General features: G+C 50.9%; 20 protein-coding genes. All 20 read right to left on the bottom strand.

Features of this window, described 5'->3' with window-relative positions; all coding sequences use genetic code 11:
- Nucleotides 1-3: 3 nt before the first annotated feature.
- The 20 genes from AC0LWF_RS00675 to AC0LWF_RS00580 all read right to left on the bottom strand — a co-directional run bounded on the left by AC0LWF_RS00675 (nt 4) and on the right by AC0LWF_RS00580 (nt 25,841).
- Nucleotides 4-909, bottom strand: a complete 906-nt coding sequence (locus tag AC0LWF_RS00675) for a carbohydrate ABC transporter permease (RefSeq protein WP_090572607.1) — start codon at nt 907-909, stop codon at nt 4-6.
- Nucleotides 906-4,049, bottom strand: a complete 3,144-nt coding sequence (locus tag AC0LWF_RS00670) for an extracellular solute-binding protein (protein WP_474649655.1) — start codon at nt 4,047-4,049, stop codon at nt 906-908. Before AC0LWF_RS00670 ends, AC0LWF_RS00675 begins: the two co-directional genes overlap by 4 nt.
- A 66-nt stretch (nt 4,050-4,115) precedes the next feature.
- Complete coding sequence (locus AC0LWF_RS00665; protein ID WP_474649654.1) at nt 4,116-5,573, bottom strand: extracellular solute-binding protein; 1,458 nt, start codon at nt 5,571-5,573, stop codon at nt 4,116-4,118.
- A 144-nt stretch (nt 5,574-5,717) separates the two neighbouring features.
- Entirely contained in the window at nt 5,718-6,716 is a 999-nt protein-coding gene (locus tag AC0LWF_RS00660) for a LacI family DNA-binding transcriptional regulator (protein WP_474649653.1), read from the bottom strand.
- Nucleotides 6,717-7,801: 1,085 nt separating this feature from the next.
- Nucleotides 7,802-8,764 (bottom strand): D-2-hydroxyacid dehydrogenase, encoded by a 963-nt coding sequence (locus tag AC0LWF_RS00655; RefSeq protein WP_474649652.1) that lies wholly within the window; start codon nt 8,762-8,764, stop codon nt 7,802-7,804.
- A 62-nt stretch (nt 8,765-8,826) separates the two neighbouring features.
- Entirely contained in the window at nt 8,827-9,894 is a 1,068-nt protein-coding gene (locus tag AC0LWF_RS00650; protein ID WP_090572602.1) for a Gfo/Idh/MocA family protein, read from the bottom strand.
- 94 nt (nt 9,895-9,988) lie between these two features.
- Nucleotides 9,989-11,914 carry a type 2 periplasmic-binding domain-containing protein gene (locus AC0LWF_RS00645; protein WP_474649651.1) on the bottom strand — a complete coding sequence of 642 codons (1,926 nt, stop codon included), beginning with the start codon at nt 11,912-11,914 and terminating at the stop codon, nt 9,989-9,991.
- 52 nt (nt 11,915-11,966) lie between these two features.
- Nucleotides 11,967-12,905 carry a carbohydrate ABC transporter permease gene (locus tag AC0LWF_RS00640; RefSeq protein ID WP_474649650.1) on the bottom strand — a complete coding sequence of 313 codons (939 nt, stop codon included), beginning with the start codon at nt 12,903-12,905 and terminating at the stop codon, nt 11,967-11,969.
- Nucleotides 12,906-12,922: 17 nt separating this feature from the next.
- Nucleotides 12,923-13,882, bottom strand: a complete 960-nt coding sequence (locus AC0LWF_RS00635; protein WP_474649649.1) for an ABC transporter permease — start codon at nt 13,880-13,882, stop codon at nt 12,923-12,925.
- An 82-nt stretch (nt 13,883-13,964) separates the two neighbouring features.
- Nucleotides 13,965-14,957, bottom strand: a complete 993-nt coding sequence (locus tag AC0LWF_RS00630) for a LacI family DNA-binding transcriptional regulator (protein WP_474649648.1) — start codon at nt 14,955-14,957, stop codon at nt 13,965-13,967.
- Between the two features lie 685 nt (nt 14,958-15,642).
- The gene (gene bglX / locus AC0LWF_RS00625) at nt 15,643-17,793 is read right to left on the bottom strand and encodes a beta-glucosidase BglX (RefSeq protein ID WP_474649647.1); all 2,151 of its coding nucleotides are present in this window, start codon (nt 17,791-17,793) and stop codon (nt 15,643-15,645) included.
- Nucleotides 17,793-18,602, bottom strand: coding sequence for a sugar phosphate isomerase/epimerase family protein (locus AC0LWF_RS00620; RefSeq protein WP_474649646.1), 810 nt, complete (start codon nt 18,600-18,602; stop codon nt 17,793-17,795). Before AC0LWF_RS00620 ends, bglX begins: the two co-directional genes overlap by 1 nt.
- Nucleotides 18,603-18,639: 37 nt before the next feature.
- Nucleotides 18,640-19,713, bottom strand: coding sequence for a Gfo/Idh/MocA family protein (locus tag AC0LWF_RS00615; RefSeq protein ID WP_474649645.1), 1,074 nt, complete (start codon nt 19,711-19,713; stop codon nt 18,640-18,642).
- A gap of 82 nt (nt 19,714-19,795) precedes the next feature.
- Nucleotides 19,796-20,632: a phytanoyl-CoA dioxygenase family protein gene (locus AC0LWF_RS00610; RefSeq protein WP_474649644.1), complete on the bottom strand. Its 837-nt coding sequence runs from the start codon at nt 20,630-20,632 to the stop codon at nt 19,796-19,798.
- Between the two features lie 36 nt (nt 20,633-20,668).
- Nucleotides 20,669-21,538, bottom strand: a complete 870-nt coding sequence (locus AC0LWF_RS00605; protein ID WP_474649643.1) for a DMT family transporter — start codon at nt 21,536-21,538, stop codon at nt 20,669-20,671.
- 260 nt (nt 21,539-21,798) lie between these two features.
- Nucleotides 21,799-22,563, bottom strand: a complete 765-nt coding sequence (locus tag AC0LWF_RS00600) for an SDR family NAD(P)-dependent oxidoreductase (protein WP_474649642.1) — start codon at nt 22,561-22,563, stop codon at nt 21,799-21,801.
- Between the two features lie 3 nt (nt 22,564-22,566).
- On the bottom strand, nt 22,567-22,851 hold the full coding sequence (locus AC0LWF_RS00595) for a hypothetical protein (RefSeq protein ID WP_474649641.1): 285 nt from the start codon (nt 22,849-22,851) through the stop codon (nt 22,567-22,569).
- A gap of 136 nt (nt 22,852-22,987) precedes the next feature.
- Nucleotides 22,988-24,919: a DUF8034 domain-containing protein gene (locus AC0LWF_RS00590; RefSeq protein ID WP_474649640.1), complete on the bottom strand. Its 1,932-nt coding sequence runs from the start codon at nt 24,917-24,919 to the stop codon at nt 22,988-22,990.
- A 214-nt stretch (nt 24,920-25,133) separates the two neighbouring features.
- Nucleotides 25,134-25,256: an AgrD family cyclic lactone autoinducer peptide gene (locus AC0LWF_RS00585; protein WP_474649639.1), complete on the bottom strand. Its 123-nt coding sequence runs from the start codon at nt 25,254-25,256 to the stop codon at nt 25,134-25,136.
- Between the two features lie 45 nt (nt 25,257-25,301).
- Complete coding sequence (locus AC0LWF_RS00580; protein WP_474649638.1) at nt 25,302-25,841, bottom strand: hypothetical protein; 540 nt, start codon at nt 25,839-25,841, stop codon at nt 25,302-25,304.
- Nucleotides 25,842-26,010 lie beyond the last annotated feature (169 nt).

Here is a 26,010-nt window from a genome sequence, read left to right as displayed (position 1 = left end):
CCCCTAGTCGGACTCGCCGAACAATCGCCAGCACAGCTTGGAAAACCCGTAAACAATAATGAGCAGAACGACGGAAACCGCCGAAGCGTATCCCATATCGTAACGCAGGAAGCCGTAATCCTCGATGTGATTGATCATCAGCTGGCCGGCATTTTGCGGTGTCGGGTTCGCCCCTGACAGCTGCACGCCAATCGCACCGGCTTGGAAGGTGCCGACGACAGCCATTACGGCGCCGAACAGCATCTGCGGCTTCATGCTCGGAATGGTGATATACCACACCTCTTGCAGACGCGTGCGAATACCGTCGATGTAGCCAGCTTCGTACATCTCGCCGTTGATATTCAGAATACCGGCGAGCATGGCGAGGAAGCCAACGCCCATACTGTTCCAGAGCGATACGATGACCATGATCGGCATGAGATAATGCGGTGACTGCGTCCATTGAATCGGCTCATTAATGATGGCAAGGCTCATGAGAAAATGATTCAAATATCCCGATGCGTTACCGCTGAAAATAACGAGCCAGACGACCGCCATCGCTATCGCCGCAGTAAGCGACGGCGAGTAGATCGCCAGCGCGATTACAGTACGCGACTTGCGCGGAATTTGCGCCAGCAGCCACGCGAGCCAGAAGGATAGCAAGTATCCTCCCGGGCCGACGAGCAGCGCGAACTTCAGCGTATTCGGGAGCACGTACATCATAAACGCGTTATCTTGCGTGATGAGGTTGACGAAGTTGGTTAGCCCAATAAACTTCGGCGTCTGAATCGAGTTGAAATCGGTAAAGGACAAGTAAATTGCCGATACAACCGGAACGACGACAAGCAGTGTAAAGATAATAAGGAAAGGGCTTATAAACGCATATGCGCTTAGCTCATTTTTGATCGCTTTTACCGTTGCCGGTTTCATTTCTGCTCACCTTCTTTGGCCATTTCTTCCATGTTCGGCATGATCGGAACCTGCAGCGGCTTCACAAACTTCCCGTTCTTCAAATATCCGAAGTCGGTCAGCTGCTTCTTAATTTCGCGATTGCCGTTAATGACGGCGTCTTCCATAGCCCGCCTTGCATTGAAGCCGTTGAAGACGACTTTGTTCCACGCGTCGCTGATCTCCCGCTCAACCATGTAGTCGCCGAAGTAACGCGGAATATCATATAGCCACTTCCATTGCTCTTGAATAACTTCAATATCTTCCTTCGGCCAGGACAGCTGGCTGAACGCCTCGACATTGGCGGTATTCCACTTGTAAGTCGGACCGTAAATGGCTTCAAGATCGTTGCCGAAACGCACCTGCGTCTCTTGGGATGTCCACCATTGCAGGAACTGCCAAGTTTGATCCTTCTTCTTGCTGCTGTTGAACATAATTGCGGTTGCGCCTGTTCCCGGAGCGGTCCGGTTCACGACGCCATCCTTACCCTTCACGCCCGGATATGGCGCGATCTTCCACCAGCCTGCGATTTCCGGCGCAGCGGCGGTCAATTGGATATAAGTCGTTGCATCCGCGATACCGATCGGCAGACTGCCGTCGCGGAACTGGTTATAGAAGCTCGGCACCTGCAGCGGAACGCTGTAGACCGTAAACATGTCGGTCATTTCCTTCAAGCCCTCGAGCGCTGCGTCTTGGTCGATCGCCGTATGCATGCCATCGTCCGTGTAGAGCTTGCCGCCCGTCTGATAGATGAACGGAACGGTGTTGTTGTATGGCTTGAAACCGCCGGTTTGCGAGAGCGGGAGGTAGAAATTCATCCCGAAGCGCTGCAGCTCCGGCAATATCTGCTTGACCTCTTCCATCGTATCGGGTACTGGAATGTTCAACGCATCGAGAATATCTTTGCGGTAGAACAGCACCCAGAAGCTCTGTGTTTCCGGCAAAGCATACAGCTTGTTGTTGAATGTCACAGGCACGAGCGCGCCTTGCGAGAACCGCTTCTTCACTTCGTCGAAGCCTTGGAATTGGTTCATATCCGCCAGCGCTCCGCGCGCCGCTAGACGGAACGGGATATAGTTGCTGACGCCAAGCGCAGCATCAGGGGCATTGCCCGCAGCGCTTGCCAGAACGAGCTTCCCTTCATCCGGCATAATGGACAGCGTAACCTTGATGCCCGTCTTCTTCGTAAATTCCTGGTTGACGAGCTGCTGCATCTGCATCACATTTTGCCGCGAACGGTTCACCCAAATTTGCAAGGAACCTTTGTCATCAGCCGACACTTGCGAGTAATCGGTTGTGAACGATTTGAAGAAAGCGGCGATGCTGTTCCACAGCGATTTGAAGAAGCCGACTTTCTCATTTGGCAGCTTGCTGTCTTCGTAAATATAGAAGCGATCCAGCTGAAGCGGCTGATTCGGCAGCTTCGTATTAATGACGCCAAGGGTCTGCAGAACAGAGCCGGAGCCTTCCGATAGCCGGTTAAATTGGTATGGAATCTTATCCGGATTAGCTGCGAGCCGGTCCAGCGTCTCCGCTGCAACGAGCAAATTGCTCGCTTGGTCCGGGTTCCCGCCAGCTAGCTTCTTCAACGCATCATACTGCTTGCGCAGCGTAGCGGCGAATCCTTGCAAATTGGTCGCCAGATCCGGCATTTGCTTCGTAATATCCCAGTCGCGGTTCGTGTCCATCGTGTTGCCCGTCGCCATCTTGATCTCCAGCGCGAGCGTATTGATGTCCCACATCACCTTGCGAATCTCTTCGACAACCGGTCCATAAGGTGCGGCATCGGCTGTGAGCGAGATTTCGTGCTCGCCCTCCGTAAGCTCGAACTGGTACGGCTTACCGGACTTGTCCGACAACACCTCGTTGCTCCAGTCCTCCGTATACGGAAACGCGTATTCATTCACTTCCTTGAATGGCACTTGACCATCTATCATCAAAGACCGATAAACAGGCATGCTCGTCTTTCCTGTTTGCAAATACTTAAATGCCAATTGGTAGGAGCCTGCTTTATCGACTTTCACTTTCCACGTCGCGCGTTGACCACCCACTTGCCATGCCTGCTCATTCTCATCCGGGTTCCCGCTCGTTGCAATCGTTTCTCCACCGAGCGTATTGAGCGTTACTTTCCCGTTTCGATGAGGCACTACCGTCGCATCGCCGCTAGCAATAGAGCGAATTGATGGCTGAGACTTCGTTTGCGGATGCTCGGCTTCCACCGTAATCAGCGTCTTGCCCACCTTCGGCAAGTTGTGCTCCTGCTTGTACTGCTCATACTTCGGCAGTACTTCAGGGGCTGCGATGACGATGCGGCCGATAAGGGCAGCTTCCCGCAGATTGTTAATCTTAATTGTGTTCATTCCTTGCTTTAGATGAAACCGCAGCGGTTCCGCATTAAAATAACTTGCGTCCGTAATCGGGGCCGTCTGCCACTGTCTGATTTGCTTCTGGCTTGCAGGCAAATCATTGCCTAGCCCATCTCGATCAAACTGAGCATTCTCGTCAGCCCATAGCTTTGAAAGTACGAAGCGTCTAGCTTCAAAAAAAGGATAAATGCCGTTCACTTCTATTGCGCGCTCGATCGAAATGATCTTATCCGATGTCGAATAGTAATCGAACTTGATTTGGTACAAAGCGTCCTGTGGTACGTTGACCTTCAGCTCAATGGCTTGCACGTCGTCGTTCCATTCAAATACAGGCTCGTCATATCCTTTCGCATCCGAATGCAGATTCGCTTTGCCGCCTACTGCGGTGAATTGGTTCGGGTGAATGACGATATCGCCGGACTGAGCGTCCTTGATCCCTTTGTCATTCCAACCTTTCAAGACATCCCGGTAAGAATCTTCCGTTACCTTCTTAACTGGAGTATCCTCTTCCTCGTCGTCAGCATTATCATTAGCGGCATCTGTCGCAGTGTCTCCACCTGACGAAATATTGCTGCTCTTGTCGCCGCCATCTCCGAACAGGTTGCCGAGCACGTCGTCATTATCGTTCTTCTTGTTATCAGGCGATGCTCCCTCGGCAGCGGCTGCAACCGAACGACCTTCCAGTGATACAGGCGTTACAGCTGCTATCAGCAGAGAGAGAAGCGTCAGTATGGCGAACAATGGTTTGAATTTCATGATTTCACCCCAGTAGAACAATTTTTCCTCCTCTTCGCAGAGGAGGAAAAATTGTGATTACGTTCTTTATTTTGTAGCCTCGTCGATCTTTTTCATTGCGTTGTTGTAGTACTCCATCGATTTCTCTTGGAGCTCGGCAGCAACGTCTTCCGGTCTTGCTTCGCCCTTCTGGAACTTCTCGTTGTATTTGTCTTTTACTTTGGACGTGAAGTCTGCAAAGCCCGGTTGATACTTGAATGTTTCGAGTACGCCAGTCGGGATTGCCTTCACGATCTCTTTGATACCTGGCGTTACGAAATCTTGGTTGAGCCAAGCGTTCCATACGTCTGGATCGTTAACAAGCGGCATTGTCGCAAGCGGAGTTTCGTCTTTGATACGAGCGAGCCAACCGTCTTTGGAGTAAGTCATCCACTTCAGGAACTCAACCGCTTCCTTCTTATGCTTCGAGCTCTTCGTAACACCGGCATAATCCGTAACAAGGCCTGCTTTTTGACCGTTCACGCCCGGCACAGGAAGGATGTCCCAGTTGAATTTCAGGTTCTGCTTATACCAAGTCAGGCTCCACGTTGCGTCGAACACCATGCCGACTTTACCGATGTTAAAGCCGCTGATGTCTTTGCCGTACCACTTGTCTCTTTCTTCTTTCTTGTAGCTCTGCAGCGAAGATTTGTCTTTGTAGCCAAAGTTGATTGCCCAGTTTGTCGCTTCCGCCCAAGCCGGGTCCGTGTAGTTATACTGCGTGCCATCCCATGTGGACGCTCCAAGTGCTGTATTGAAGTTCGGGATCAATACATCGCCCATGCCCGCTGCGCCGTCGATGCCGAATTGGTGCTCATTGTAGTTCGTCAGCTTCTTCGAGATATCTTCCAGATCGGACAAAGTCCAGTTAGCTTGCGGCTCTGGGATATTCGCTTTCGCGAGCAAATCTTTGTTGATGTAAACCGCCCATGAGTAGAGGCCGTGAGGCAATGCGTATTGTTTGCCGTTATATTCGCCTGTTTTTGCCAGACTGCCGTAAATCTTGTCCGGGCTAAAATCAGGATCTTGTGCAAGGTAAGGGGTCAAATCTTCAAGCCAGCCGCTGCCTACTGCAAGCGGTACGTTGAACAGCCAGGTTACGTCAGGAAGCTTGTCCGCAGCCGCCGCAGCCGCCAGCTTCTCATCCCATGGCCAGTCCATCGATTTATCAATTTCAACTTTAATATTCGGGTGAGTTGCTTCGAACGCTTTAATCCGCTTCATCTCAGCGCCGTTCTCAGCTTTATCGCCCCATGTCGCATACTTGATCGTTACTACTTCATCCGTTGCAGCAGGCTGATTCGCCGCCGTATCGTCTGCTGTATTCGCGTTCGTAGTTGTATCTGTGCTCGTGTTCGCGTTGGTGCTTGCATTTGTATTCGTATTAGTTGAATTTGTTGCAGCATTATCTGTGCTTGTATTAGTTGTGTTTGAATTCGAGTTGCCACCACCGCAACCCGCGAGTGTAAACGACAAAGCCAAAACCATTAAAAGTGACTTTTTCATCTCAGTTCTCCCCCAGATCATAGTCTGAAAATATTTCGCACACGTGAATCCTTATAGCTCGACTTGTACATTTCAACAGAACCACTACATTCCCCGAGCATCGCCTCCCTTCATGGAATAAGACCATACAGAATTCGCGAAGCGTTAACCGTTAAGGCTTTCTTTATACCCGCAAGAGTCGCGGACGATAAGCTGCGTCGGCAGCAGAATCGAGTTTCCTTCGCGCTGTGCGCTGAACATTAATTGCGTTGCGATAGCGCCGACTTCGTATTTCGAATGTCCAATTGTAGTGAGCGGCGGGTTGACGTACGGCCCGATGTTAATGTTGTCGAAGCCGACGACTGCAATGTCATCCGGTACCCGAACGCCATTCTCGGACATCGCGCGAATCGAACCGATCGCCATCTCATCATTCGCTGAGAAAATCGCGTCAGGCAGCTGACTGCCGGCCAGCATCACTTTCGCCGCTTGATAGCCGCCGACTTCGAGGCATCGACCGAACATGCTAATCTTCTTCGGAACGGGCAAGCCATGCTCTTCAAGCGCTCTCTTATAGCCGTTGTATCGAAGCGAATTGTCGAAAGAAGTGAGTGGCCCGCTCAGAAACTCGATATTGCGCCGGCCTAGCTTTATAAGATGGGTGACAGCGTCATAGGCGCCCTGCTCATACGTAATAAGTACGTTGTGCACATACTCGCCTTTCAGCTCCCGGTCCAGCACAACAATCGGGAATGACTCCGATGCAACCTGGAGAATCAAGCTGTCGCTGATCGATGAGCCCATGATGATTGCTCCATCTACGAACTGCTCCACCATAAATCGGTGCGCGGAGCTGCTCTCTCCGCCATATGTACTGCAAACAACCAAATTGAATCCGTGCGAGGCAACGACCTCTTGCACTCCTTCGATGACTTGGCTGTAAAATGGTCCGCCGAGATCGTACAGGAATAATCCGATCGTCTGCGTCTTCCTTTTCTTCAAGTTGCGGGCGGCACCGCTTGGCCTGAAGTTCAATTCCTTCGCTGCCCGAAACACTTTGCTCCGCGTCTCCTCGCTGATCTTCGGCGAGTTATTCATCGCATATGAGACAGTCGATACGGCAACGCCGGCGAGTTTAGCAACATCTTTTATCGTAGCAGCCATAAAGAACCATCCACTTCCTATCCGATAATTGAAACGTTTCAGTACAATAGATGTAAAATTACCCCATATAAAGCGTATACATAACTGCATAACGCTTCAATTCTGATAATTTCGCTCTGATTTATTAGCTATTCTAGCATTGTCGAAACTTGTTAATAGAAACGTTTCACAAACACATACTAGCATACTCTTTTGGAAATGAAAAGGCTTACAGCAAAGAAATCGGGCCATTTTTGTTAAAAATAATCTAAAATATTTTTCGCGAAAAAGAAGGAATTCGAAACGATTCGATAGATTTGCTATATTTGCCTTATACAGCGAGGAAAATTGGGTCGAAAGGGATCTTCTATCCACTCGCCCACCTCATTCCTCCAACTGCTTGCTACCTACCTACTTGTTGGACACCTCACTCACTCGCTCGCCTAACCGCTTCTCGCTAACCTACTACTTGCCTACCACCCCTCTCGCCTACCGCATTCCTCCTGCCTACCTTCGCTAATATAAGCCATTTGGATTCACATACACTCTGCCTACTTGCCTCTTTGCTGGACACCTCACTCACCAGCTCGCTCACCTACTCGCCATACCACTAACCTACTGCATCCCGCCTACCCGACTGCACGCCTATGCTAATAAGAGCCACTTGCAGTCATTCTTTCTCGCAGAACTAGCTCTAACGAACCACAGTGTCGCTATTCGGCTAAAAACGTGCGTTTTCAGATTCTAACGAATCACAGCGACGTTATTTCGTGTAAAACAGCCCCTTTCGCCAGCAAAAGAGGTCAATAACGATTGTTAGGTTCGTTACAATTTCTAGAGGGTGTTATTGGGTCCAATAAGGCGTTTACGGTTCGTTAGCGGGATGGCAAGAGTGAGCTGAGCGCGTTAGGAGTGCGAGGTGCGAGAGTACGTAAAGTTTGTTGAATGCATGGAGCGCGCGGAGTGCGTGGTGTCCGTGGTGCGAGAGTGCGTGAAGTTTGTTAAACGCAAAGAGAGCATCGGGCTCACGCGATGCGCGGAGCGCGACCCCACCGCCCCGAATCTCCACAATAAAACCCGGCTGCTTGCAGCCGGGTTTGGGATCACTAATAACGATTCTTCAAGCTTACCTTATTGCGATGCGGCTCGCCGCTAACGATGTAGCTCCGTAGGTTGTCGACGAGAATATCGACAGCTCGGTCTGTGTAATAGATCGAATTGCCGGAGTTATGCGGAGTCAGGATGACGTTCTCCATCGCCCACAGCGGATGCGATTCCGGCAACGGCTCTGGGTCGAACACGTCGAGCCCCGCTCCGGCGATGACTCCTCGCTCCAGCGCGTCAACAAGATCATCGGTGACGACCGTCTGGCCGCGACCGATGTTCACGAAGAACGCACTTGGCTTCATCTGCGCAAACCTGGCACGGTCGAACAGCCCTTGCGTCTCCTTCGTAATCGGCAGCGTCACGACGACGTAATCGCTCTCCTGCAGCAACCGATTCAGACCACCAGTGCCAAACATCGCATCTACGAACGGCGAGGCTTTCGCAGAATTACGCACGCCAAGGACGCGCATCTGAAACGCTTGCGCCAGCCTAGCCAGCTCCTCGCCAATCGCGCCAACACCGACAATGCCGAGCGTTTTGCCATGGATTTCGCCTAAGCCGCCAATCCAGTCCCACTTCTTCTCCATCTGATTGCGCATCGTCAGGTGCAGCTTCCTTGTAAAAGCGAGCATCATGCCTAGCACTGTCTCCGATATCGCATTCGCATGAACGCCGCTCGCATTCGTCAACATCACTTCACAGGCTGCAAAAGCATCAAAAGGCATCTGCTCAACACCAGCGCCCCAAGCCTGCACCCAGCGCAGCGCGCCTCCAGCCTTTAGTGCATGAGCCTCTGCCTGCTCGCTCCAGCCTGCCACAACCTCCGCTTCCGCGAGGTGAATCGCGAGCGAACTCTCATCCTGATCCCTATCAGCATACACGATCTCAAATCCAAGTGCCGCTTCCGCAATTCGCTCCCGGTGCTGCGGCTCCAAATCATAAACACATACCAGCTTGCGCATTATGCCGCCTCCCTCATATAAAAAACCGGCCCACGGGGCCGGTTCAAGGTCATACCCATCTCTTACAGTTTAACTTCGGAACCTGTACGAGCGGACTCATAGATTGCAGATAGAATTTTGATCATGTCAACGCCTTGATCAATCGTGTTGATTGGGTTCGCACGGCCTTGTACAACATCGACAAAGTGAGCAAGATGCTCGCCATGGCCGCCGGAATCTTGACCTGTGTGCGGGAATGTATCCGTTACAATGCCTTGGTCCTCGCCGAAGATGCCAAGCTTGCCATTGCTGAACTTGATGCCAGCTTTCGTACCGCGAAGCTCAACGAAGTTCTCTTCTTCTTCGATGTTCGATGCCCAGCTGAATTCGATTTGCAGCGAAGCGCCATTGTCGAAACGAATAAAGCCAATTGCCAAATCTTCTACGTCGAAAGTGCCTTCGCCTTCGGACTTGGAACCAAATTTGCTATGCTCGGAGCCAGCGATATCCTCAGCATCTGCAAATTTCGTGTAAGTCGCACCAGTAACCGATACCGGCTTCGGATTGCCCATGAACCACATGGCAAGGTCAATGAAGTGAACGCCAAGGTCGATAAGCGGTCCGCCACCGGACAATTCCTTCGTCGTGAACCAGCCGCCTTTGCCTGGAATACCGCGGCGACGAGTCCAGCCGCAGCGTCCTGCATAAGCTTCGCCAAGGTTGCCTTGGTCGATCCAACGTTTCACATATTGGGATGCCGGACGGAAACGGTTGTTTCGCATAACCATCAGCTTCTTGCCGCTCTTCTCCATAGCATCCTTCATGCGAAGCGCTTCTTCTACGCTTACCGCATCCGGTTTCTCGCAGAATACGTGCTTGCCCGCTTCAAGCGCAGCAACCGCGATTTCGGAGTGGAACAGGTTCGGTGTGCAAATATCAATAATATCAACATCTGCAAGAGCGATTACATCGCGGTAGTCGCTGAACGCTTGCGGAATGCCGTGCTGCTCAGCAGCTGCCTTCGCCTTCTCTAGATCAATATCACAGATCGCTACGATTTCCAGCTCAGGATGGTTCTTCAGCGGCTCCGAGTGCGCCCATTGAAAAATACCTCCTGCACCGATCACGCCAACCTTCAATTTCTTCGTCATCTCAAACTTCCTCCCCATTATATCCCATGCAAATTTGACAGGCAGGCTCTAACCGTGAGGCTAGAGCCTGTTCCTACCGAATATTCGGTCCGTATTAGTTAAGCTTCTTCAAGAAACCTTGACGCAGCTTGTAGTACTTCATCCAAGCATCCTTCATCTTCGTCAAGCCGTCAGCAACGTCGCTGCTCGACAGAACATCTGTATAATCTTTGAAGTTCGCGTCAAACTTCTCAACAGGGCCTGTGATGGCTTTAACCATCAGGTTGTCCAGCTCATCGTTATGAGGGGCAACAAGGTTATTATTGAAATCCGTGTTGATCGTTTCCCATTCCGCTTTCGCTTGGCGAGTTGCATCGTCTACCGGAAGTTCTGCATAAAGCGTCATGCTCTTCAGGTTGTGCTTCTGCCATGCTGCATTTACAAGCGTATTCTGATCGTAGTTCGCTTCGCTGAACGGATATACAACTTGCGGTTTGTAGACATAACCCATTTCGCCTGCTTGAGCAAGACCATATACTTCAGGGTTCGTCATTTGGTTGTCTTGACCAACGATACCATAGTACCAGCCATCGCCGGACTCATCTGCCTTACCGAGCAGCATGTACTCTTCAACTTTCTTGTATTCCGGCTTATAGCGGCGATTCATGCCATCGCCTGTGTACATGTCAGGTGTACCCCATGCGCGAAGCTCTGCAGCTTCAAGCGAGTTGTTCCAATCGATCCAGTTCAGGATTTGCGGAATTTGATCTTCGGACACTTTCTTAGGGTTGATCACTTTGGAATTCCATTTCGTTGTCAGCGGGAAGTATTGGTTCGCCGCATCTTGTACGTTCGTATTCAGATCGTTCGCGAAGATCGGAACGAATCTCCAGTCATACTTGCCTTTTACTTTATCACGGTTAGCAGCAACTGGCGCCCACATGTTGACGACTGCATATTCACCATTGATGATTTTTGCATCGCGCTGCTCATTCTTCTGAATGTAGAATTCTTTACCGAACAAGTTGTCTTTGAAGCCTTTGTTCATGAAGGAAATATAGTTTTTCCATTCAGGGGTAAGCTCGAAATCCGAGTAAAGATTTTGCGATTCATTAATGACAAGCGGATAAGCATTGCTCATGCTTAGACCTGTAGCCGAGAACAAGGACCAGTAAAGCGCGCCGCGGGAGTTCTCGAATTGCAAGTGTGCCGGTGTAATTGTCTTACCGTTCTCAGACAGGTTGAGCGCTTTCACTTTCTCCAGGTAACCGTACAGGTCGTCCAGGTTCTTGATCGGTACATCATCGATTTGCTCAAGCGACAATTGACCTTTGTTTGCGATTGCAAGTTTCTTCAGGTCAGCAGCGCTCATCACATTCGGATAGACTTTCTTCAGAATGTCGTCACGCATCCACACTCCATAACCGCCATTACCAAGACTAGCATCGCCGTAAGGCGTCTTGCGGTATTCTTCTTTAAGCAGCGGGCTTGGCATGGACGGGATCGACCACATTTTGCCGTCTGTAGGGTCAACACTTGCTTGGTACCATTGGTCTACAGTAACGCCAAGGTCAGCAAGGCGTGCAGCTGTCAAAGGCATATATTTTTTAATTTCATCAAGTGTAATTTCACGAGCCATGCCTGCTTTTTTCAGCATTTCCATATTGGCAGCGTCATCAGCAATGCCGTTCTGGTTCGCGATAACAGCCGGGACTGTGTCCGCAAGGATCTGCATTTGCAGCCAGCTCTTAATGTCTGTGTTCGGCGGGATTTCGATGAAGTCAGGAATGACCTTCGTCTTGTCGCGCCAGATTGGCGTCAACTTGTCTTCGACCGGCTTACGCGGGCTCGTAGGCAGATTGCCTAGAACTTCAAGATGCATTTCTTTAAAGCTTGCCGGATCAACAGGCGCACCATTGTTCGTAGCAGTGTTTCCACCAGCGGATGAGCCATTGTTGTCAGCCGAGTTATTCGAACTGCCGCAGCCGACAAGCGAAATGGAAAGAGCGGTAGCTAGCATAAGTGCCATAACCTTTTTCATAAATAAAATCCTCCCCTGAATGAATATCTATTAACTTAGATGGATCAAGGCGTTATGCCTTAACCGCACCAGTCAACATCCCTTTGACAAAGTACTTCTGGAAGAACGGGTAGATGAACAGCAGCGGGAATGTCACGACAACCATAACTGTCATCTTGATAACCTCAGGCGTTGGAACCGAATTGTTCTGCTGCGCCATGAGGCGGCGTGCTTGTGCGCCACTTGTCTTTGTAAAATCGATCAACGTGTTCGCTTCTGCACGGTTAATGATTTCGTACAGCACGTACTGCAGCGTACTCAGTCCTCGGTCGGTCACGTAGATCAAGTTCGTGTAGTAGTCAAGCCAGTTGCCTACGACTGCGAAGAAAGCGAATGCAGCAATTATCGGCATGGACAGCGGCAAAATAATTTGGAAGAAAATTCGGCCATAGCCAGCTCCATCTATCATTGCGGATTCTTGCAGCTCAGCAGGCAATTCTTCGATATGCGTCCGCATGATGACCATGCTGAAGAATGCGAAGGCGCCTGGGAGCACGTATACAAGGAAGTTGTTAATCAAGTGAAGCTTCGAAATAACAACATAGTTCGAAATAATCGTACCTGCGATAAACATTGGGATCATGAAGAAGAATAACAGCGTCTTGCGGCCTGGCAGGAAGCGCTTCGAGAGCGCGAACGCCGCCATCATCGTCACGATAACCGACAGCACCGGGCCGATAACACAGCGCAGCGCAGTGACGACAAACGCCGTTTGCAGACGTTCATACTGGAAGACGAACGCGTAATTCTCAAGCGTGAACACACGCGGGAAGAACCAGATCGGTCCTGCTGCGGCATCCGCTCCCGTATTGAATGACATGACTAGGATGTACCAGAACGGATAGATCGCAGTAACTGCCCATACGAGCATAATCAATATGTTAACGGTATCAAAGGTGCGTTCACCTGTTGTTCGCTTGATGCGATTTGCTTTCAAAGTTGCATTTGACACGTAAGTCGCTCCTTTCCTTAGACAATACCTACATTGCTAAGTTTCTTCGTCGTTGCATTCGTAAGCATAATAAGAATAAAGGATATGATGCCTTGAAATAGGCCGACCGCAGCGGAGTACGAATATTGACCGCTGACCAAACCTTGGTAGTACGTGTAAACGCCGATCGTATCGGTATCTAGACGAATCATCTTATTTTGCAAGTTGAACACTTGGTCGAAGTTCGTTGCGAGCAATCCGCTCAAGGAGAAGATCAGCAGGATGCTCATCGTAGGAATAAGGCCCGGCAATGTGATGTACCATAGACGTTGCCAGCGGCTTGCGCCGTCCACCTGCGCCGCTTCGTATTGCTGCGGGTCAATTGTCGTCAGCGCTGCGAGGTAAAGAATCGTACCCCAGCCTGTTTCTTTCCAAATTTCAGAAATAACGAGTACCGGCAGGAAATTGTGCGCATCCTGCATGTAGGATATACGCTCAGCGGCAGGGTCAATCAATTGGCGAAGGTTGTTGATAATACCCGTCGCATCAACCGTCAAGAACATGTAGAACAAACCAGCAACCGTTACCCACGATACGAAGTGAGGAATATAGGACGTCGTTTGTACAATCTTCTTGAACCGATCGCCGCGCAGCTCGTTAAGCAGAAGCGCTAGAATTAGCGGGGCCGGGAACGTCGCAACCATCATCGTGACACTGTAGAGCAGCGTACGACCGATCAGCTTGTAAAACTTGTGGTCAGTGAGGAACTTCGCGAAATTGTCGAAGCCGACGAACTTACTGCCGAAGCCAAACCAGCCTTTATTAAAGTCATAGTCGAGAAATGCGATATAGTTCGAGAACATTGGCAAGTACGCGAAGATGAGCGTCAGAATGATTGCAGGGGCCAAAAAGAGATACAGCACAGATACATTTTTCAGTTCGATGCTCCGCTTCTTCTTTTTTGCGGTGACATTCGTTTTGTCGGTGATTGTAGCCATTAGTTTAGTGATTCCTCCTCTTTCAAGTATGCACGCGAGCCATGATGTTACTCTTGGCCTCACGTTGATGCCATATTATAGATTAGCCCACTCCCAGGCCGCCGCAGGATTGCCGGATGACAAGCTCTGTAGGAAGAACAATGGAGTTGTCCTTGGGAGAAGAGTTGAATAAACATTGTGTCGCAATAGCACCAAGCTCGTATCTGGAATGACCGACTGTCGTAAGCGAAGGTCTGACATAAGAACTTTGATGAATGTTATCGAAACCAACGACGGCCACTTGCTCAGGCACAGAGAGGTTCGCTTCGTTCAAAGCTCTTATGGCACCGATGGCCATCTCGTCATTCGCGGCGAAGACCGCGTCCGGCAATTGACTTCCGGCAAGCATCAGCTTCATCGCTTGATAGCCCGAAGTCTCGGTGCAGTTTCCTTGCATAAGGATCTCAGGCGAGTATGGAAGGTTATGCTCGTCCATCGCCCGCTTGTAGCCTTCGTACCGATTGATATTATCAATCGTGAACAACGGCCCGCTGAGGAACTCTATCTTGCGTCTTCCAAGCTTGATCAGGTGGCTAACCGCATCGTATGCGCCTTGCTCATCATCAATGAGAACGCTTCGAACATAGTCCGAGTTGAGCTCCCGATCGAGCACGACGATGGGAAAATCTTTGCCTGCTACTTGAAGAATCAGCCTATCCGAGATAGGCGTGCCCATGATGATGGCGCCATCTACAAACTTCTCTCTCAGGAATCGGTGAGCAGAACTGTTCTCGCCGCCGAATGTACTGCACACAATCAAGTTGTAGTTGTAGGAGGCGACGACCTCTTGAATACCTTCAATCAACTGACTGTAAAATGGACCTCCAAGGCTGTACAAGAATAGCCCGATCGTCTCGCTCTTCTGCTTCTTTAAGTTTCGCGCTGCATTGCTCGGACGATAGTTGAGCGATTCAGCAGCGCGGACAACCTTCTTTCGTGTTTCTTCACTGATCTTAGGCGAGTTATTGAGTGCATAAGAGACTGTCGAAACGGCGACTCCAGCTATCCTGGCAACGTCTTTTATCGTTGCGACCATGTATTAAGCTCCCTCACTTTCATCAGGTTGTTGAAACGTTTCAACTTGATTCAAAAAAATGGCTCTGAAACGCTTTCAAAACCGAGTCAAGTGTGCTCCAGTAAACAAATAATGGCAGTTCCTCATCGCTCTACGTATGTCGAACGTTGTAGAAACGTTTCACCTCAGCAATAATATCACAATGTAATCGCTTTTAAAAGAGTTAAATTAAGTCGGATTATGACGAAAAATTATGTAATTTTGGTTCACAGCACGTATGAAAATCACATACTGGTGAAACGATTCAAATAAAAATGAGGAAAGCCCTGTGAATAAGGGACTTTCCTCAGATTGAAAAGAGACATAGGTTTCACTTCGATGAAAATGAATGATTCCAGCCGAAAGGTCTAACAAGGAGACCAGCCCCGCTTCCGGCTAACGAATCGTATTGCGCTTACTCAGCCGATTCCGCTGCTATCATGACCTCGCCCGGTTAAGGAATCGTATAGTGCTTATTCAGCTATTTTCGGCTGGATTAATCTGCTAAGGAACTGATGGCACTCTATAACCCCGATTTTGCCCTCACAATGGCTCAAATGTGCGGAATAAGGCCAACGGAGTTCCTTAGCATTTCAAACCCGCCAAATTTGCTCGAATAACGCCTCCTGAGTTCCTTAGAGGGGGAGCAGCGCTGGGCGAGAGCTCTTTACACCGTAATTTCAAACGATCCTTCCAAGCCTTCTGCACTGCTTGGGCCGATCCACACAATGAATTTACCCGGTTCCACGACAAACTCGTGCTTCCCGTTAACGAAACCAAGCTCCTTCGCGCCAAGAGTGAACGTCACGGTACGGCTTTCTCCGGCTTTCAGCTCCAGACGGTTGAAGCCCTTCAGCTCCTTCACAGGTCTTGTTACGCTTGCTGCAACATCGCAAATGTACAGCTGGACGATCTCGACGCCATCGCGGTCGCCGGTATTGCCGATCCGTGCCGAAACAGTAACGGACTCGCCTAGCTTAACAGCAGCCTGCTCCACTTGCAGCTCCTCGTAACTGAAGCTCGTGTAGCTAAGACCATGACCGAACGGATACAACGGTGTCACGTCAGCATCCGCATAACGTTTCATCTGCGGACGGCCTGTCTTCTTCGCATTGTAATAAATCGGCACTTGGCCGCTGTGTCTTGGGAAAGTGACCGGCAGCTTGCCGCTCGGATTCACCGCGCCGAAGAGTACGTCTGCAATAGCTGGACCTGCTTGCACGCCAAGGTGCCAGCCGTTAACAATTGCCGGGATATGAGCGTCAGCCCATTCGATTGTGAGCGGACGACCATTCGCGAGCACGAGCACAACCGGCACGCCTGTCCCATGAATCGCTTGAAGAAGCTCATTTTGTGGTGCCGGAATGTCCAGCGACACGCGGCTGTTGTTCTCGCCGCTCATATCGGCAGATTCGCCCAGCACAACGATCGCGAGCTCGCTCTCACCAGCCAGACGAATCGCTCTTGCAAGCTCTGCTTCGTCTGCCGAATTCACTCCGCTTCCTGCCGCATAGACCACTTCGGTCTGCCGCGCTTCTGCTAGCGTGCGAATGCCTGCCAGAACAGAGACGACATCCTCCGGTCTGCCTTGTCCGCGCCAGCACCCAAGCTGCGCTTCCACATCTTCCGCTAACGGACCGATGACGGCAAGCTTGCGAACGGACGGCGCGATTGGCAGCTGCTGACCTTCGTTCTTCAGCAGCACGATGGATTGGCGAGCCATTTCGCGCGCAGTCGCAAGATGATCCGAGTTCAGCATATATGTGCTTGCGAGCGTATTGTCCGTGTACGGATGCGTGAACAAGCCGAGACGGTATTTCACTCGCAAAATACGGCGAACCGCATCATCAATCACTTCGAGCGATACCTCGCCTTTATCGATGAGATTCGCGAGATGCTCATGATAGATCAATGAGTGCATATCCATATGCATGCCCGCATTCATAGCTGCACTGCCTGCTTGCTCCCGGTCAGCCGAATAGCCGTGCTGTACGAGTTCATCGACCGATTCCCAGTCGCTCACGACGAAACCTTGGAAATTCCATTCGCCCTGGAGGACATCCTTCAGCAGCCAGCGGTTTCCAGAAGCCGGAACGCCGTTCACTTCGTTGAACGCTGCCATAATCGTTCCAGCTCCAGCGTCAAGCGCTGCTTGGAACGGCGGGAAGTACGTCTCGCGCATCCGCGTCTCCGAGATGTCGACTGTATTATAGTCTCGTCCACCTTCAGCAAGGCCATATGCGGCAAAATGCTTCGGACACGCCATAATATGCGGACGGTCCGTCCAATCATTGCGCTGAATGCCTCTTACCCGTGCGGCTGCAACGACTGATCCGAGGTACGGATCTTCGCCGGCGCCTTCCGCGATCCGGCCCCATCTTGCATCGCGCGCGATGTCGACCATCGGCGCAAGAATCCAGTTGATTCCGTCGGACGACGCTTCGCGTGCCGCGATTGCTGCCGTCTTCTCCAGCAATTCTGGATTCCAGCTGCTCGCTTCAGCAAGCGGAATCGGGAACGTCGAGCGATAGCCATGAATGACATCGTCGGCGAATAGCAGCGGAATGCCAAGACGCGATTCTTCCACCGCAACACGTTGAATGGAGTTAGCATTGTCCGCGCCGCGAATGCCCAGCAAGGATCCGACCATGCCTTCTTCGATCAGCTCGCCATCGGTTTCTTCGTCGAATGTGCCGAGCTGCGTCAGCTGGCCGATCTTCTCCTGCAGCGTCATAACGCCAAGCAGTGCATCAATTGCAGCTTCTGTCTCGGCATCCGAGAGGAACGGTGTTTTCAATGGATTGTTATCCGCCGCCATTAGCCAAGCTCCTTGATGCATGCGTTCAAGTATCCGATCGAAGATGCTGTTGCTTCCTCCAGCGTCTGCTTCGCATTCGTCGCTTCTTCATGCAGCAGCTCGAACGTTAGCCAGCCGTTATAGTTGATTTCGGATGCCACAGCAAGCAGCTCCTTCATATCGACTTCACCGACAGACAGATTCTCGCTCGGTACACGCCCGAATTGGTTGCGGAAGTGGAAGGCATAGATACGATCTGGATAAGCCTTCAGCATATCCACCGGATTCATGCCTGCTACGTGCGCCCAGCCTGTATCGACGCACAGACCAACCTCTTGGCTTGCATAATCGATAACTGAACGGAGATCGCCCTCGGCATTATGCTTGTCCGATGCGTGGTTATGCATGCTTACTTTCAAACCGTGCCCGCGCACGGCTTCGGCAATGCGAGACAAGTTCACGCCTTGCTGCTTGAACTCCTCTTCGGTCTTCAGTTCTGGCGCATCCCAGCCGCCCTTAGGATCTGCGTTGATTACCAGATCCGTAGCGCCCGCTTCAGCCAGACGCTTCGCCACTGGCAGTACCGTCTCTTCGATGTTCAGCGACTCGAACGGCTCGTGAAGCTGTAGGCCAACATAACTGCCGGATACCGCTAGGCCGAATTGCTTCGCCAAGCTGAGCAGCTCGGGAGTTGGGTCAATTTCAAGAGCGTTCATGCCTGCATTCGCACATGTGCGGAATATCTCTTCCATCGACGGATCTTTGCCGTCTCTCCAGTATTCAACCTGGTAACCGTACAGACCGGTGGAAAACCCTCTGCTTGTAATCATTTGTTGTTCCCCTTTCCCTCTCGTCGCTTAACCGTTACTACTTCTTCAACACAACTGGCTTCTGGTCATTTGCGCTGTCATAGATGGATTGCAGGCATAGGAAGTTGAAGATCGCTTGCTCGTTCACGATTGCTGGCGATTGCTGGCCTTTTACCTTCTGCGCAAAGAAGTGAACCGGGTGATCCATGTATCCGATTGGGCCTGGGTAAGCAATAGTATCCTCTTTCGTTATAACTTCCCCGTTTTTATCGGATTTCACCAACACTTGATCCGTTTCGAAGTAAGGGGACCATTTCACCGCACCGCGAGTACCTTCGATTTCAACCGTGAAGTACGGCTCGCCATGCGTACAGGAAGCACGCTCATATTGCACCCATACCGATTTGCCGTTTGCTTGCTGGAATTTCAGCATTGCGCCGACAGCGCCTTCGATGTCATACACAACATCCGTCGGATCAGCTTCCGTCTCTGGCTTCGCTACCCAAGCAGCAGCAACTTCAATGCTCTCCGGTTGCAATAGGTCATTCAGAATCGTGAAGTCGTAAGGACCCCAGTCCATAACGATACCGCCTGCTGCCTTGGATTTATCCAGGAACCAACGGCTCTGCGGCTGCCACTCCACGCCCGGACGACCGCGTTGTCCGCGGAATACGAACGAGATTTTGTACACATCGCCAAGCTCGCCGGAATTCAAAATGTTCTTCACTTGCTCTGTCTTCGGCACTTGCAGGAAACGAACGGAGCAGCAGCCAAGCATACGGTTGTTTGCCTTTGCAATCTCAAGCAAGCCTTCCGCTTCTTCGCGGTTCATCACAAGCGGCTTCTCGCAAAGCGTGTGACGGCCCGATTCCAGCGCCATCTTGGACAACGGGAAGTGAGTGAACGGTGGCGTGCCGATGATTACAATGTCATCTGCTTGGGGATCTTCGCTCAGCATTTCTTTTGCATCTGTAAACGTTACGGTTTGCGGGAATTGCTCTGCGAAACTTGCAAGCGCAGCCGGATTCGGGTCTGCGACTTTAATCTCGATGGACGATTGATCTTCCAGCTTATAAATGGCTTCTGCGTGTGTGCGGTTAATAACACCTGCACCGACTAAGTAAAAACGCATAACATTCACCTCTACTCATGTATTTGAACTTACATTTGGAAACATAATTAATTAATAAAGTTAAAAATAGTCGATATTGAAATTACAGCTCCCAAGGCATCTGAGCCGGCTGGCCGATACGGAAGTTACGCACAACCTCTTGCGCTTTTTTGGACAGCGTATCGTAAGTTTCACGCGGAATTTGCGTATGACAGCTGGAGTTGTACCAGTGACGGTTGAAGATCATCGCAAGGTTCGTGCGGCGGTCATCCGAAAGGTTCGGCGTGCCGCGGTGCCACATGCGGATATCGCGGATAACGATCGAGCCTGCTGGCATGAATACTTTCTCGGAGTGCATACCTTCCGCAGCGCGTACAATGTGCAGGTTCGGGTTTACACTGCCGTCAAGCGTATCGTGGTTCGCATTGTCCGGGTTCAAGTGCGTGCCGCCTGGCCATATTTCAAGCGGTCCGTTCGCTTCGGTAACATCAACAAGCGGAATGTTCACAACAAGGCTAAACGGCGGCAGTGGAACTGTCAATTCCGGGAACAACGGCATAATGTCGCAGTGTACCGCTTGGTAGTCAGAGCCCGGCATCGGTGTGTCGGATGCGAAGTACGAACAGTTGAAGCCTTTGCCAAGCACTCTCTCGATGACGCTCATCACGATTGGATGCGCAATGACTTCTTCGTCGATGAATGGCTGCATGAACGGCAGGAACATCTGGGCACGATTCGTACCTGTGTTGTAGCCCCGCTTCTCAATAAACTCGTCAAAGATCGGATCGAACGCATCGCGGATGCCTTTGATCTTCTCATCGCTCAGTACTTTCTCGAACAGGATGTAACCATTAACACGCACTTGCTCTGCTGCGGTTTCCAGCATCTCTGGGCTCAGGACGCCCGTTGCTAGCTCTTGCTCGGTCAGTTTGATTCTCATCGTTTCACACTCTCTCCATTCCTTGTTCTAGATCTATTATCCGCCAATCCCGATCAGGCTAATGCCCAATACGATCATCGCGGCACTAACAATCCGTTTCCAGCCTTGCCTCTCCTTCAGCAGCCACACGCCGAGCATGGCGGCAAACACTGTACCGATCTCGCGCACAGGCGCCAGATGCGAAACAGGTGCCATCTGCATAGCAACGAGAAACAACAGATAGGAGGATGGGGCGCAAACGGCTGCGAGCACAATAAATTTGCCGTTAAGGGCGAACTCTTGTCGTACGAGCTCCCGCTTCAACAGCTTCGGCAGAAAGACGAGGACAAACCCGAAATTGCCGACTTCCAGAAGTGACAGCGGACTGATATAGTCCAGCGCCATCTTGTCCACAACCGTATAGCCGGTAATGCATAGTCCGACGGATACGGCGAAGAGAACCGGACGCATCGCTAGCTGCTTATCCTTTTTCGTCGCGGCGCCAGACTGCCAGCCACTTAGAAGAAAGATACCTGCTATGATGCCTGCGATGCCGAGCCAGCCCCATCCTGCGAGCGACTCGCCAAGGAACAGAACGCCAATGATCGGGGTGAAGATCACCCCTGTTCCGCGCATGATCGGATAGACCTGCGACAAATCTCCGAAAATGTAGGCCTTTGACAGCAAGTAGCCGTTTAGCCCCTCAATTAGCATGGAGAGTATGAACAGAACATATGCAATTGGCGGCAAATTAGCTCCCCGCATTTCCATCACGAAGTGCGGCAGCAGTACAATTCCCGCAAGCCCGATCATCGAGCCAAGGAAGACCGCTTTATCCATACTTCGCTTCGTGAAGAAGCCGGTAATCGCATTGATTAAGCCAGATGCGATGACAAGCAGCATAGACATGACAAAGGCATGATCCATAGTCAATAGTTGCTCCTCCACACCCACAGCTGACAAGAGCTGCAAGGGTACCATACTAATGCGTTATCGTACTTCAAAATCAGATTGTTTTGCAAATGAAGCAAACGCGCGTAATCGTGAGCATTGACGAATGCACGAGCAAAAAGAGGCTGTTCACTGGGCATTTCACTAATGCAGGATTGATCCGCGAAAAGATAAAAAAGAAGAGCGCCTCCAACGATAGGCCCTCTTCTCGTATCAATGAATAGCTAAGATGGCTGTTAGATGGTCGGCATCACATTACCGCCGCAAACCGGTATGTATGCTCCTGTGATGAAGCTCGACAGATCGGATGCAAGGAAAGCGACAGCGTTCGCAATTTCCTGGTCTGTTCCGCGCCGTTTCAGAGCGACACTTGCCTCGTAGCTCTCGCTCTTCTCCGTCCCGTTCGTACGATCGCGCTCGGAGATAGTCCACCCTGGAGCAATTTGGTTCACCGTAATCTGATGCTCGCCGACTTCTTTGGCGAGAATGCGGTATACGCCGTCCATGCCGCGCTTACCGGCAACATAGGCCGATTGAGAAGGGAAGTTCTGCATCGCGCATTCCGTATTGATGCCGATCATCCGGCCCGCGCCTTTCTCGATCATCGCCGGAATGAACGCCTTCGCAAGGAAGACGCTCTGCAGCACGCATGATTCGAACTGGCTGACATAATCCTCTGCCGCTTGCTCAAGCACGGACGTCCACTTATATTGAATGACAGCATTTGCCACAACGATATCGACATGGCCCAGTTGTGCTGTAACCTTATCTCTCATGGCATTGATCGATTGTTCATTGGTAATATCGGCTTGTACGATCAGCGCTCGTCTGCCTGTTGCTTCGATCTCTGCCTTCAGCTCCTGCGCCTTCGCTTCGTTGCTATTGTATTGAATCACGACGTCTGCACCGCATGCAGCAAGCGTCCGCACCATCACTCTTCCAAGCTCGCCCGTGGCACCGGTAACCAGTGCCGTCCGACCGCTTAAATTCAATCCAATCATCTGCTACGCCTCCTCGTCTTCTGGCAAAGCAGCGGCAGCGGCATCAATCAAATCGTCGAATAAATCATCGTCTTCCTCGATTGCCTTTTCCACCGCATTGATCTCTTCTTCCGAGCCCGATTCCTTCGCGAAGTGCAAGCTGTAATCCCATGTTGTACCGCGGATGCTCGTTAATTGCAGTACAATTTCGTACGGCTGTTTATGGCCTTCTACTTCGAATTGCACGCTGCCTTTGTACCCTTTTTCTGGATCTTGCGTCATTTCGGCGTGAATAATTGTAACGTTCATTGTTAGTAACCTCCAGCTTATGTCGAATTGCGAATAGCTAATTATACCATAACAATGAACAAGTACAGACACTCCTATCCACTGCTTCATCGTGAACTCGAGGGCGGTATTCAGGAGTTTGAGACAACTCTTACTCCTACTCCGTCCTGCCGCGAAGCAGAACATCCCCGGATCGCTGCGACCAAGGGCTGTCATAGGTCGGCTTGTTTACATAGCGCGACATTACGACTTCGAGCCGGATCGCTGCAGCTGGGAACAGCTCGATCTGCAGCCACTTGCTGCCTACCTGCACCTCGCGGGACACTTCCTCGTCAAGCACGATCACCTTGTCGATCCGATGCTCGCCGAACGTGCCGCCTTGCACGACGATTGTACGCGTCACAAACGGCGAGGTATTCACTAGCTGAAGCACGGCTGATTGATCGCCCAGCTGCTCGACGAGAGCCGCTGTATCTTGCGGCAAGCCGACACGTCTGCGATCAGCGTCGAAGTAGCGGAAGCGGCCGTGCTGGAAGCCGCCGTGCGAGATGTGCATCGGAGCGCCGAACGTCAGCTGCACGAGGCTCTCCATATAGACAGGGCACAGCTCCTGCCAGATATGGATGCTGGAGAAGTCATCATCATTGTAATTATCCGACCACAGCTCCGGATTGCCCATGTCGGAATCCATGCGCTGCAGCTGGTTATGGATAAGCTCGAAATTCGCATCCAGAATATGATCCGGATAGTCCGGGAGCTCGCCCGTAATGTATTGGAACCACGGCTCCGTATTCATGATGTAGTGCTTGGAGCCGCCGCCTGAGACACTCGGGACATGGATCTCATTCCAATCGTAGTTCTTCGGTACGCGATGAATACGCTCCAGATCCTCTTCCGCCATCGAGGCTATCCAAAGATAGATCGGATATTTCGCCGAGGCATCGCGGTAATCGGTCCAGCCCGCGTCGAAATGCTTCTGCGGCACCTTCCATTCGCCGTCCACTTCCTTGCGCAAGGACCAGTTCAAATCGAGCTGCTGCCGAGCAAGCTTCAGATGATTCACATCGCCCGTAAGCAGCACGGCATTCATCGCTGCATTCGTAATCGGTTCGATGATCGTTGCGAAGCCGTGAGGCCAACGGTAGCCGTAATAGCCGCCCCACCATTTGCCGTCATTGTACTCGCCAATCTCCCCGTTAAGGCCGACATTATCAGGAATTATGCCGCCGTTACGTTCCGCGCGCTCGCACCACGCAGCCAAATACTCTAGCACCCACTGGCTGTACTTCTCGTCCGCCGTATGCATATAGGCATTGGCGACTAGGCCTGTCGCATTCAAGTTCAGCGGCACGTCGCCGCGGTTCATCCGCTCATTCATCATCGCTAGCAGATGACTGTAGATCGTGTCGTCGCTCCACTTGCATTTGCGCGATTCGAAGTCAACGCCCGGCACATCCTCGAACGGAGCCAGATAGTTGTCCAGAATGCCGCGATGCGTCGACCAGTCCTCGCCTGTGCTTACGAACCGAGGACCTCTGCTGCCATTCAGCGGCGAACGAATCAGCTTCTTTTCGGCATCGTAGTTGAGCGCCTCCGGATCATCCCCCGTATACATGCGGGCGAACCGCACTGCCCGCTGCCGATCCTTGAGCGTTGACGGTCCGGCAAGACCGAGGAAATAGAAGTACAAATATCCTTCTCCATGGTGCATCCAGTCGTAATACGCATCGAATTCACGGTGAATTTGTCCGTACTCCGTCCACTGCCACGTAATGCCCTCCCAGACACGGCGAGAGGATTCGTGCAGCGAGTCATCACCGCCAAGCGCATAGAGCAGCGCAAGGTTCATAAACCCTTCGTACGGGTCGTCTGAGCCATCCATCCCCGGCCAATCTTTTCGCCAGATCAGCGTCCCGTCAGGCCTCGTATAACGGGCAATAAACTGCTTGGCTGACGCATTCAGCAGATCCATTAACTGCCGCTGCTTCGTTGCCCAGCTCGGCGGAGCAGAGCGGCGGACAGCCTTCAAGCTCGTTTGAAGCGGTTCTTGTGACGTGAGCGGTGCTTGCGATGAAGATTGAGTCAACATGATACGCATCCCTTCTACGGTAAAATGGAGCAATTGCACGTCTTTTGCCGTTTCTGGTTGACGGATGACTACCTATACCACTCATGGTATCGCTTACATATTAGCTCGTCAATTCATTTGTATCAGGTCAAAATGCAAAAACTGCACCTCGCTGAGAGGTACAGTTTCTTAAAGCTTGCTTATCAATAGATTGATAAGTTGTATATGCAATGACTTATTTTCTCATTTCTTCAGGAATTTCTGGCTTGTGAAAGAAAGCATAGGAACCTGTGAGCACGAATAACGAAGCAAGGCTTACAATAATTGCAGCAATCCCGCGATACGCGAACTTTTTCACGTTGTTCACCTCCTTTCACTTTAGTAAGAGATAGACGGCTTACGTTTATGTCGCATCTTCTACATCTTTGCGAAGCGAGAAATATAGAAATATAGGTAAAGTGCACAGAAAAACAAAGCTTGCATAGAACACATAGTCGTTGTAATCGTTCCGGAACACAAATGCGAGCGCGGTAGCAATGACGATGCTGGTTGAAATGATTGCCAAGAGGATCGCATTCGTTCCTTTAATTTTGACGTAAGACCTGCGGGATGTTGGAACGAAATCGAAACCCCAATTCATGATATAGATCGCACGGGCTATCCCGATCTCAGCTAGAAACGTAACAAATTGAAAGGATGTTAAAATCGATTGCGTGCTTTGAATCGTATCCAGCGAAATGTCGGCAAAATAAATAGCAATCAGAATAATAATGCCATTCACGCCGAATGTTGCTGCTAATCCTGCGAAGTTCATGACGATCGAATGAAAAAGCGGTACCTGAAACAGCAACCATAGGACGACAACAAACAAGAAGAATTGTATGTAAGAAGATAAATCTCCTACAGCAGGATCAAGACGTGTGAAATAGGAAACTTGACTCATAAGCACAGACACAATGACAACATTTATATTTAGGCGGGTATACAAACTAAATCTGAACAATGCAAACAAAAACAAAAACATGCCAATATACTCAAAAGTCGATCCAATAACAAACAGTATGTAATCCATAGCACCTGCGACTCCCTTTAATAAGCTGCTGCACGACGGG

The sequence above is a fragment of the Paenibacillus sp. sgz302114 genome (assembly GCF_056120345.1).
Note: the sequence above shows the minus strand (reverse complement) of the source record. Positions and strands in the feature narration are given on the sequence as shown.

What these genes read in the sequence shown, in the direction of transcription:
- AC0LWF_RS00635 (WP_474649649.1), bottom strand. Translation starts at nt 13,882, where the DNA reads ATGGCTACAATCACCGACAAAACGAATGTCACCGCAAAAAAGAAGAAG.
- AC0LWF_RS00660 (WP_474649653.1), bottom strand. Translation starts at nt 6,716, where the DNA reads ATGGCTGCTACGATAAAAGATGTTGCTAAACTCGCCGGCGTTGCCGTA.
- bglX (WP_474649647.1), bottom strand. Translation starts at nt 17,793, where the DNA reads ATGGCGGCGGATAACAATCCATTGAAAACACCGTTCCTCTCGGATGCC.
- AC0LWF_RS00645 (WP_474649651.1), bottom strand. Translation starts at nt 11,914, where the DNA reads ATGAAAAAGGTTATGGCACTTATGCTAGCTACCGCTCTTTCCATTTCG.
- AC0LWF_RS00605 (WP_474649643.1), bottom strand. Translation starts at nt 21,538, where the DNA reads ATGGATCATGCCTTTGTCATGTCTATGCTGCTTGTCATCGCATCTGGC.
- AC0LWF_RS00595 (WP_474649641.1), bottom strand. Translation starts at nt 22,851, where the DNA reads ATGAACGTTACAATTATTCACGCCGAAATGACGCAAGATCCAGAAAAA.
- AC0LWF_RS00675 (WP_090572607.1), bottom strand. Translation starts at nt 909, where the DNA reads ATGAAACCGGCAACGGTAAAAGCGATCAAAAATGAGCTAAGCGCATAT.
- AC0LWF_RS00655 (WP_474649652.1), bottom strand. Translation starts at nt 8,764, where the DNA reads ATGCGCAAGCTGGTATGTGTTTATGATTTGGAGCCGCAGCACCGGGAG.
- AC0LWF_RS00615 (WP_474649645.1), bottom strand. Translation starts at nt 19,713, where the DNA reads ATGCGTTTTTACTTAGTCGGTGCAGGTGTTATTAACCGCACACACGCA.
- AC0LWF_RS00610 (WP_474649644.1), bottom strand. Translation starts at nt 20,632, where the DNA reads ATGAGAATCAAACTGACCGAGCAAGAGCTAGCAACGGGCGTCCTGAGC.
- AC0LWF_RS00630 (WP_474649648.1), bottom strand. Translation starts at nt 14,957, where the DNA reads ATGGTCGCAACGATAAAAGACGTTGCCAGGATAGCTGGAGTCGCCGTT.
- AC0LWF_RS00580 (WP_474649638.1), bottom strand. Translation starts at nt 25,841, where the DNA reads ATGAGTCAAGTTTCCTATTTCACACGTCTTGATCCTGCTGTAGGAGAT.
- AC0LWF_RS00665 (WP_474649654.1), bottom strand. Translation starts at nt 5,573, where the DNA reads ATGAAAAAGTCACTTTTAATGGTTTTGGCTTTGTCGTTTACACTCGCG.
- AC0LWF_RS00650 (WP_090572602.1), bottom strand. Translation starts at nt 9,894, where the DNA reads ATGACGAAGAAATTGAAGGTTGGCGTGATCGGTGCAGGAGGTATTTTT.
- AC0LWF_RS00670 (WP_474649655.1), bottom strand. Translation starts at nt 4,049, where the DNA reads ATGAAATTCAAACCATTGTTCGCCATACTGACGCTTCTCTCTCTGCTG.
- AC0LWF_RS00590 (WP_474649640.1), bottom strand. Translation starts at nt 24,919, where the DNA reads ATGTTGACTCAATCTTCATCGCAAGCACCGCTCACGTCACAAGAACCG.
- AC0LWF_RS00620 (WP_474649646.1), bottom strand. Translation starts at nt 18,602, where the DNA reads ATGATTACAAGCAGAGGGTTTTCCACCGGTCTGTACGGTTACCAGGTT.
- AC0LWF_RS00600 (WP_474649642.1), bottom strand. Translation starts at nt 22,563, where the DNA reads ATGATTGGATTGAATTTAAGCGGTCGGACGGCACTGGTTACCGGTGCC.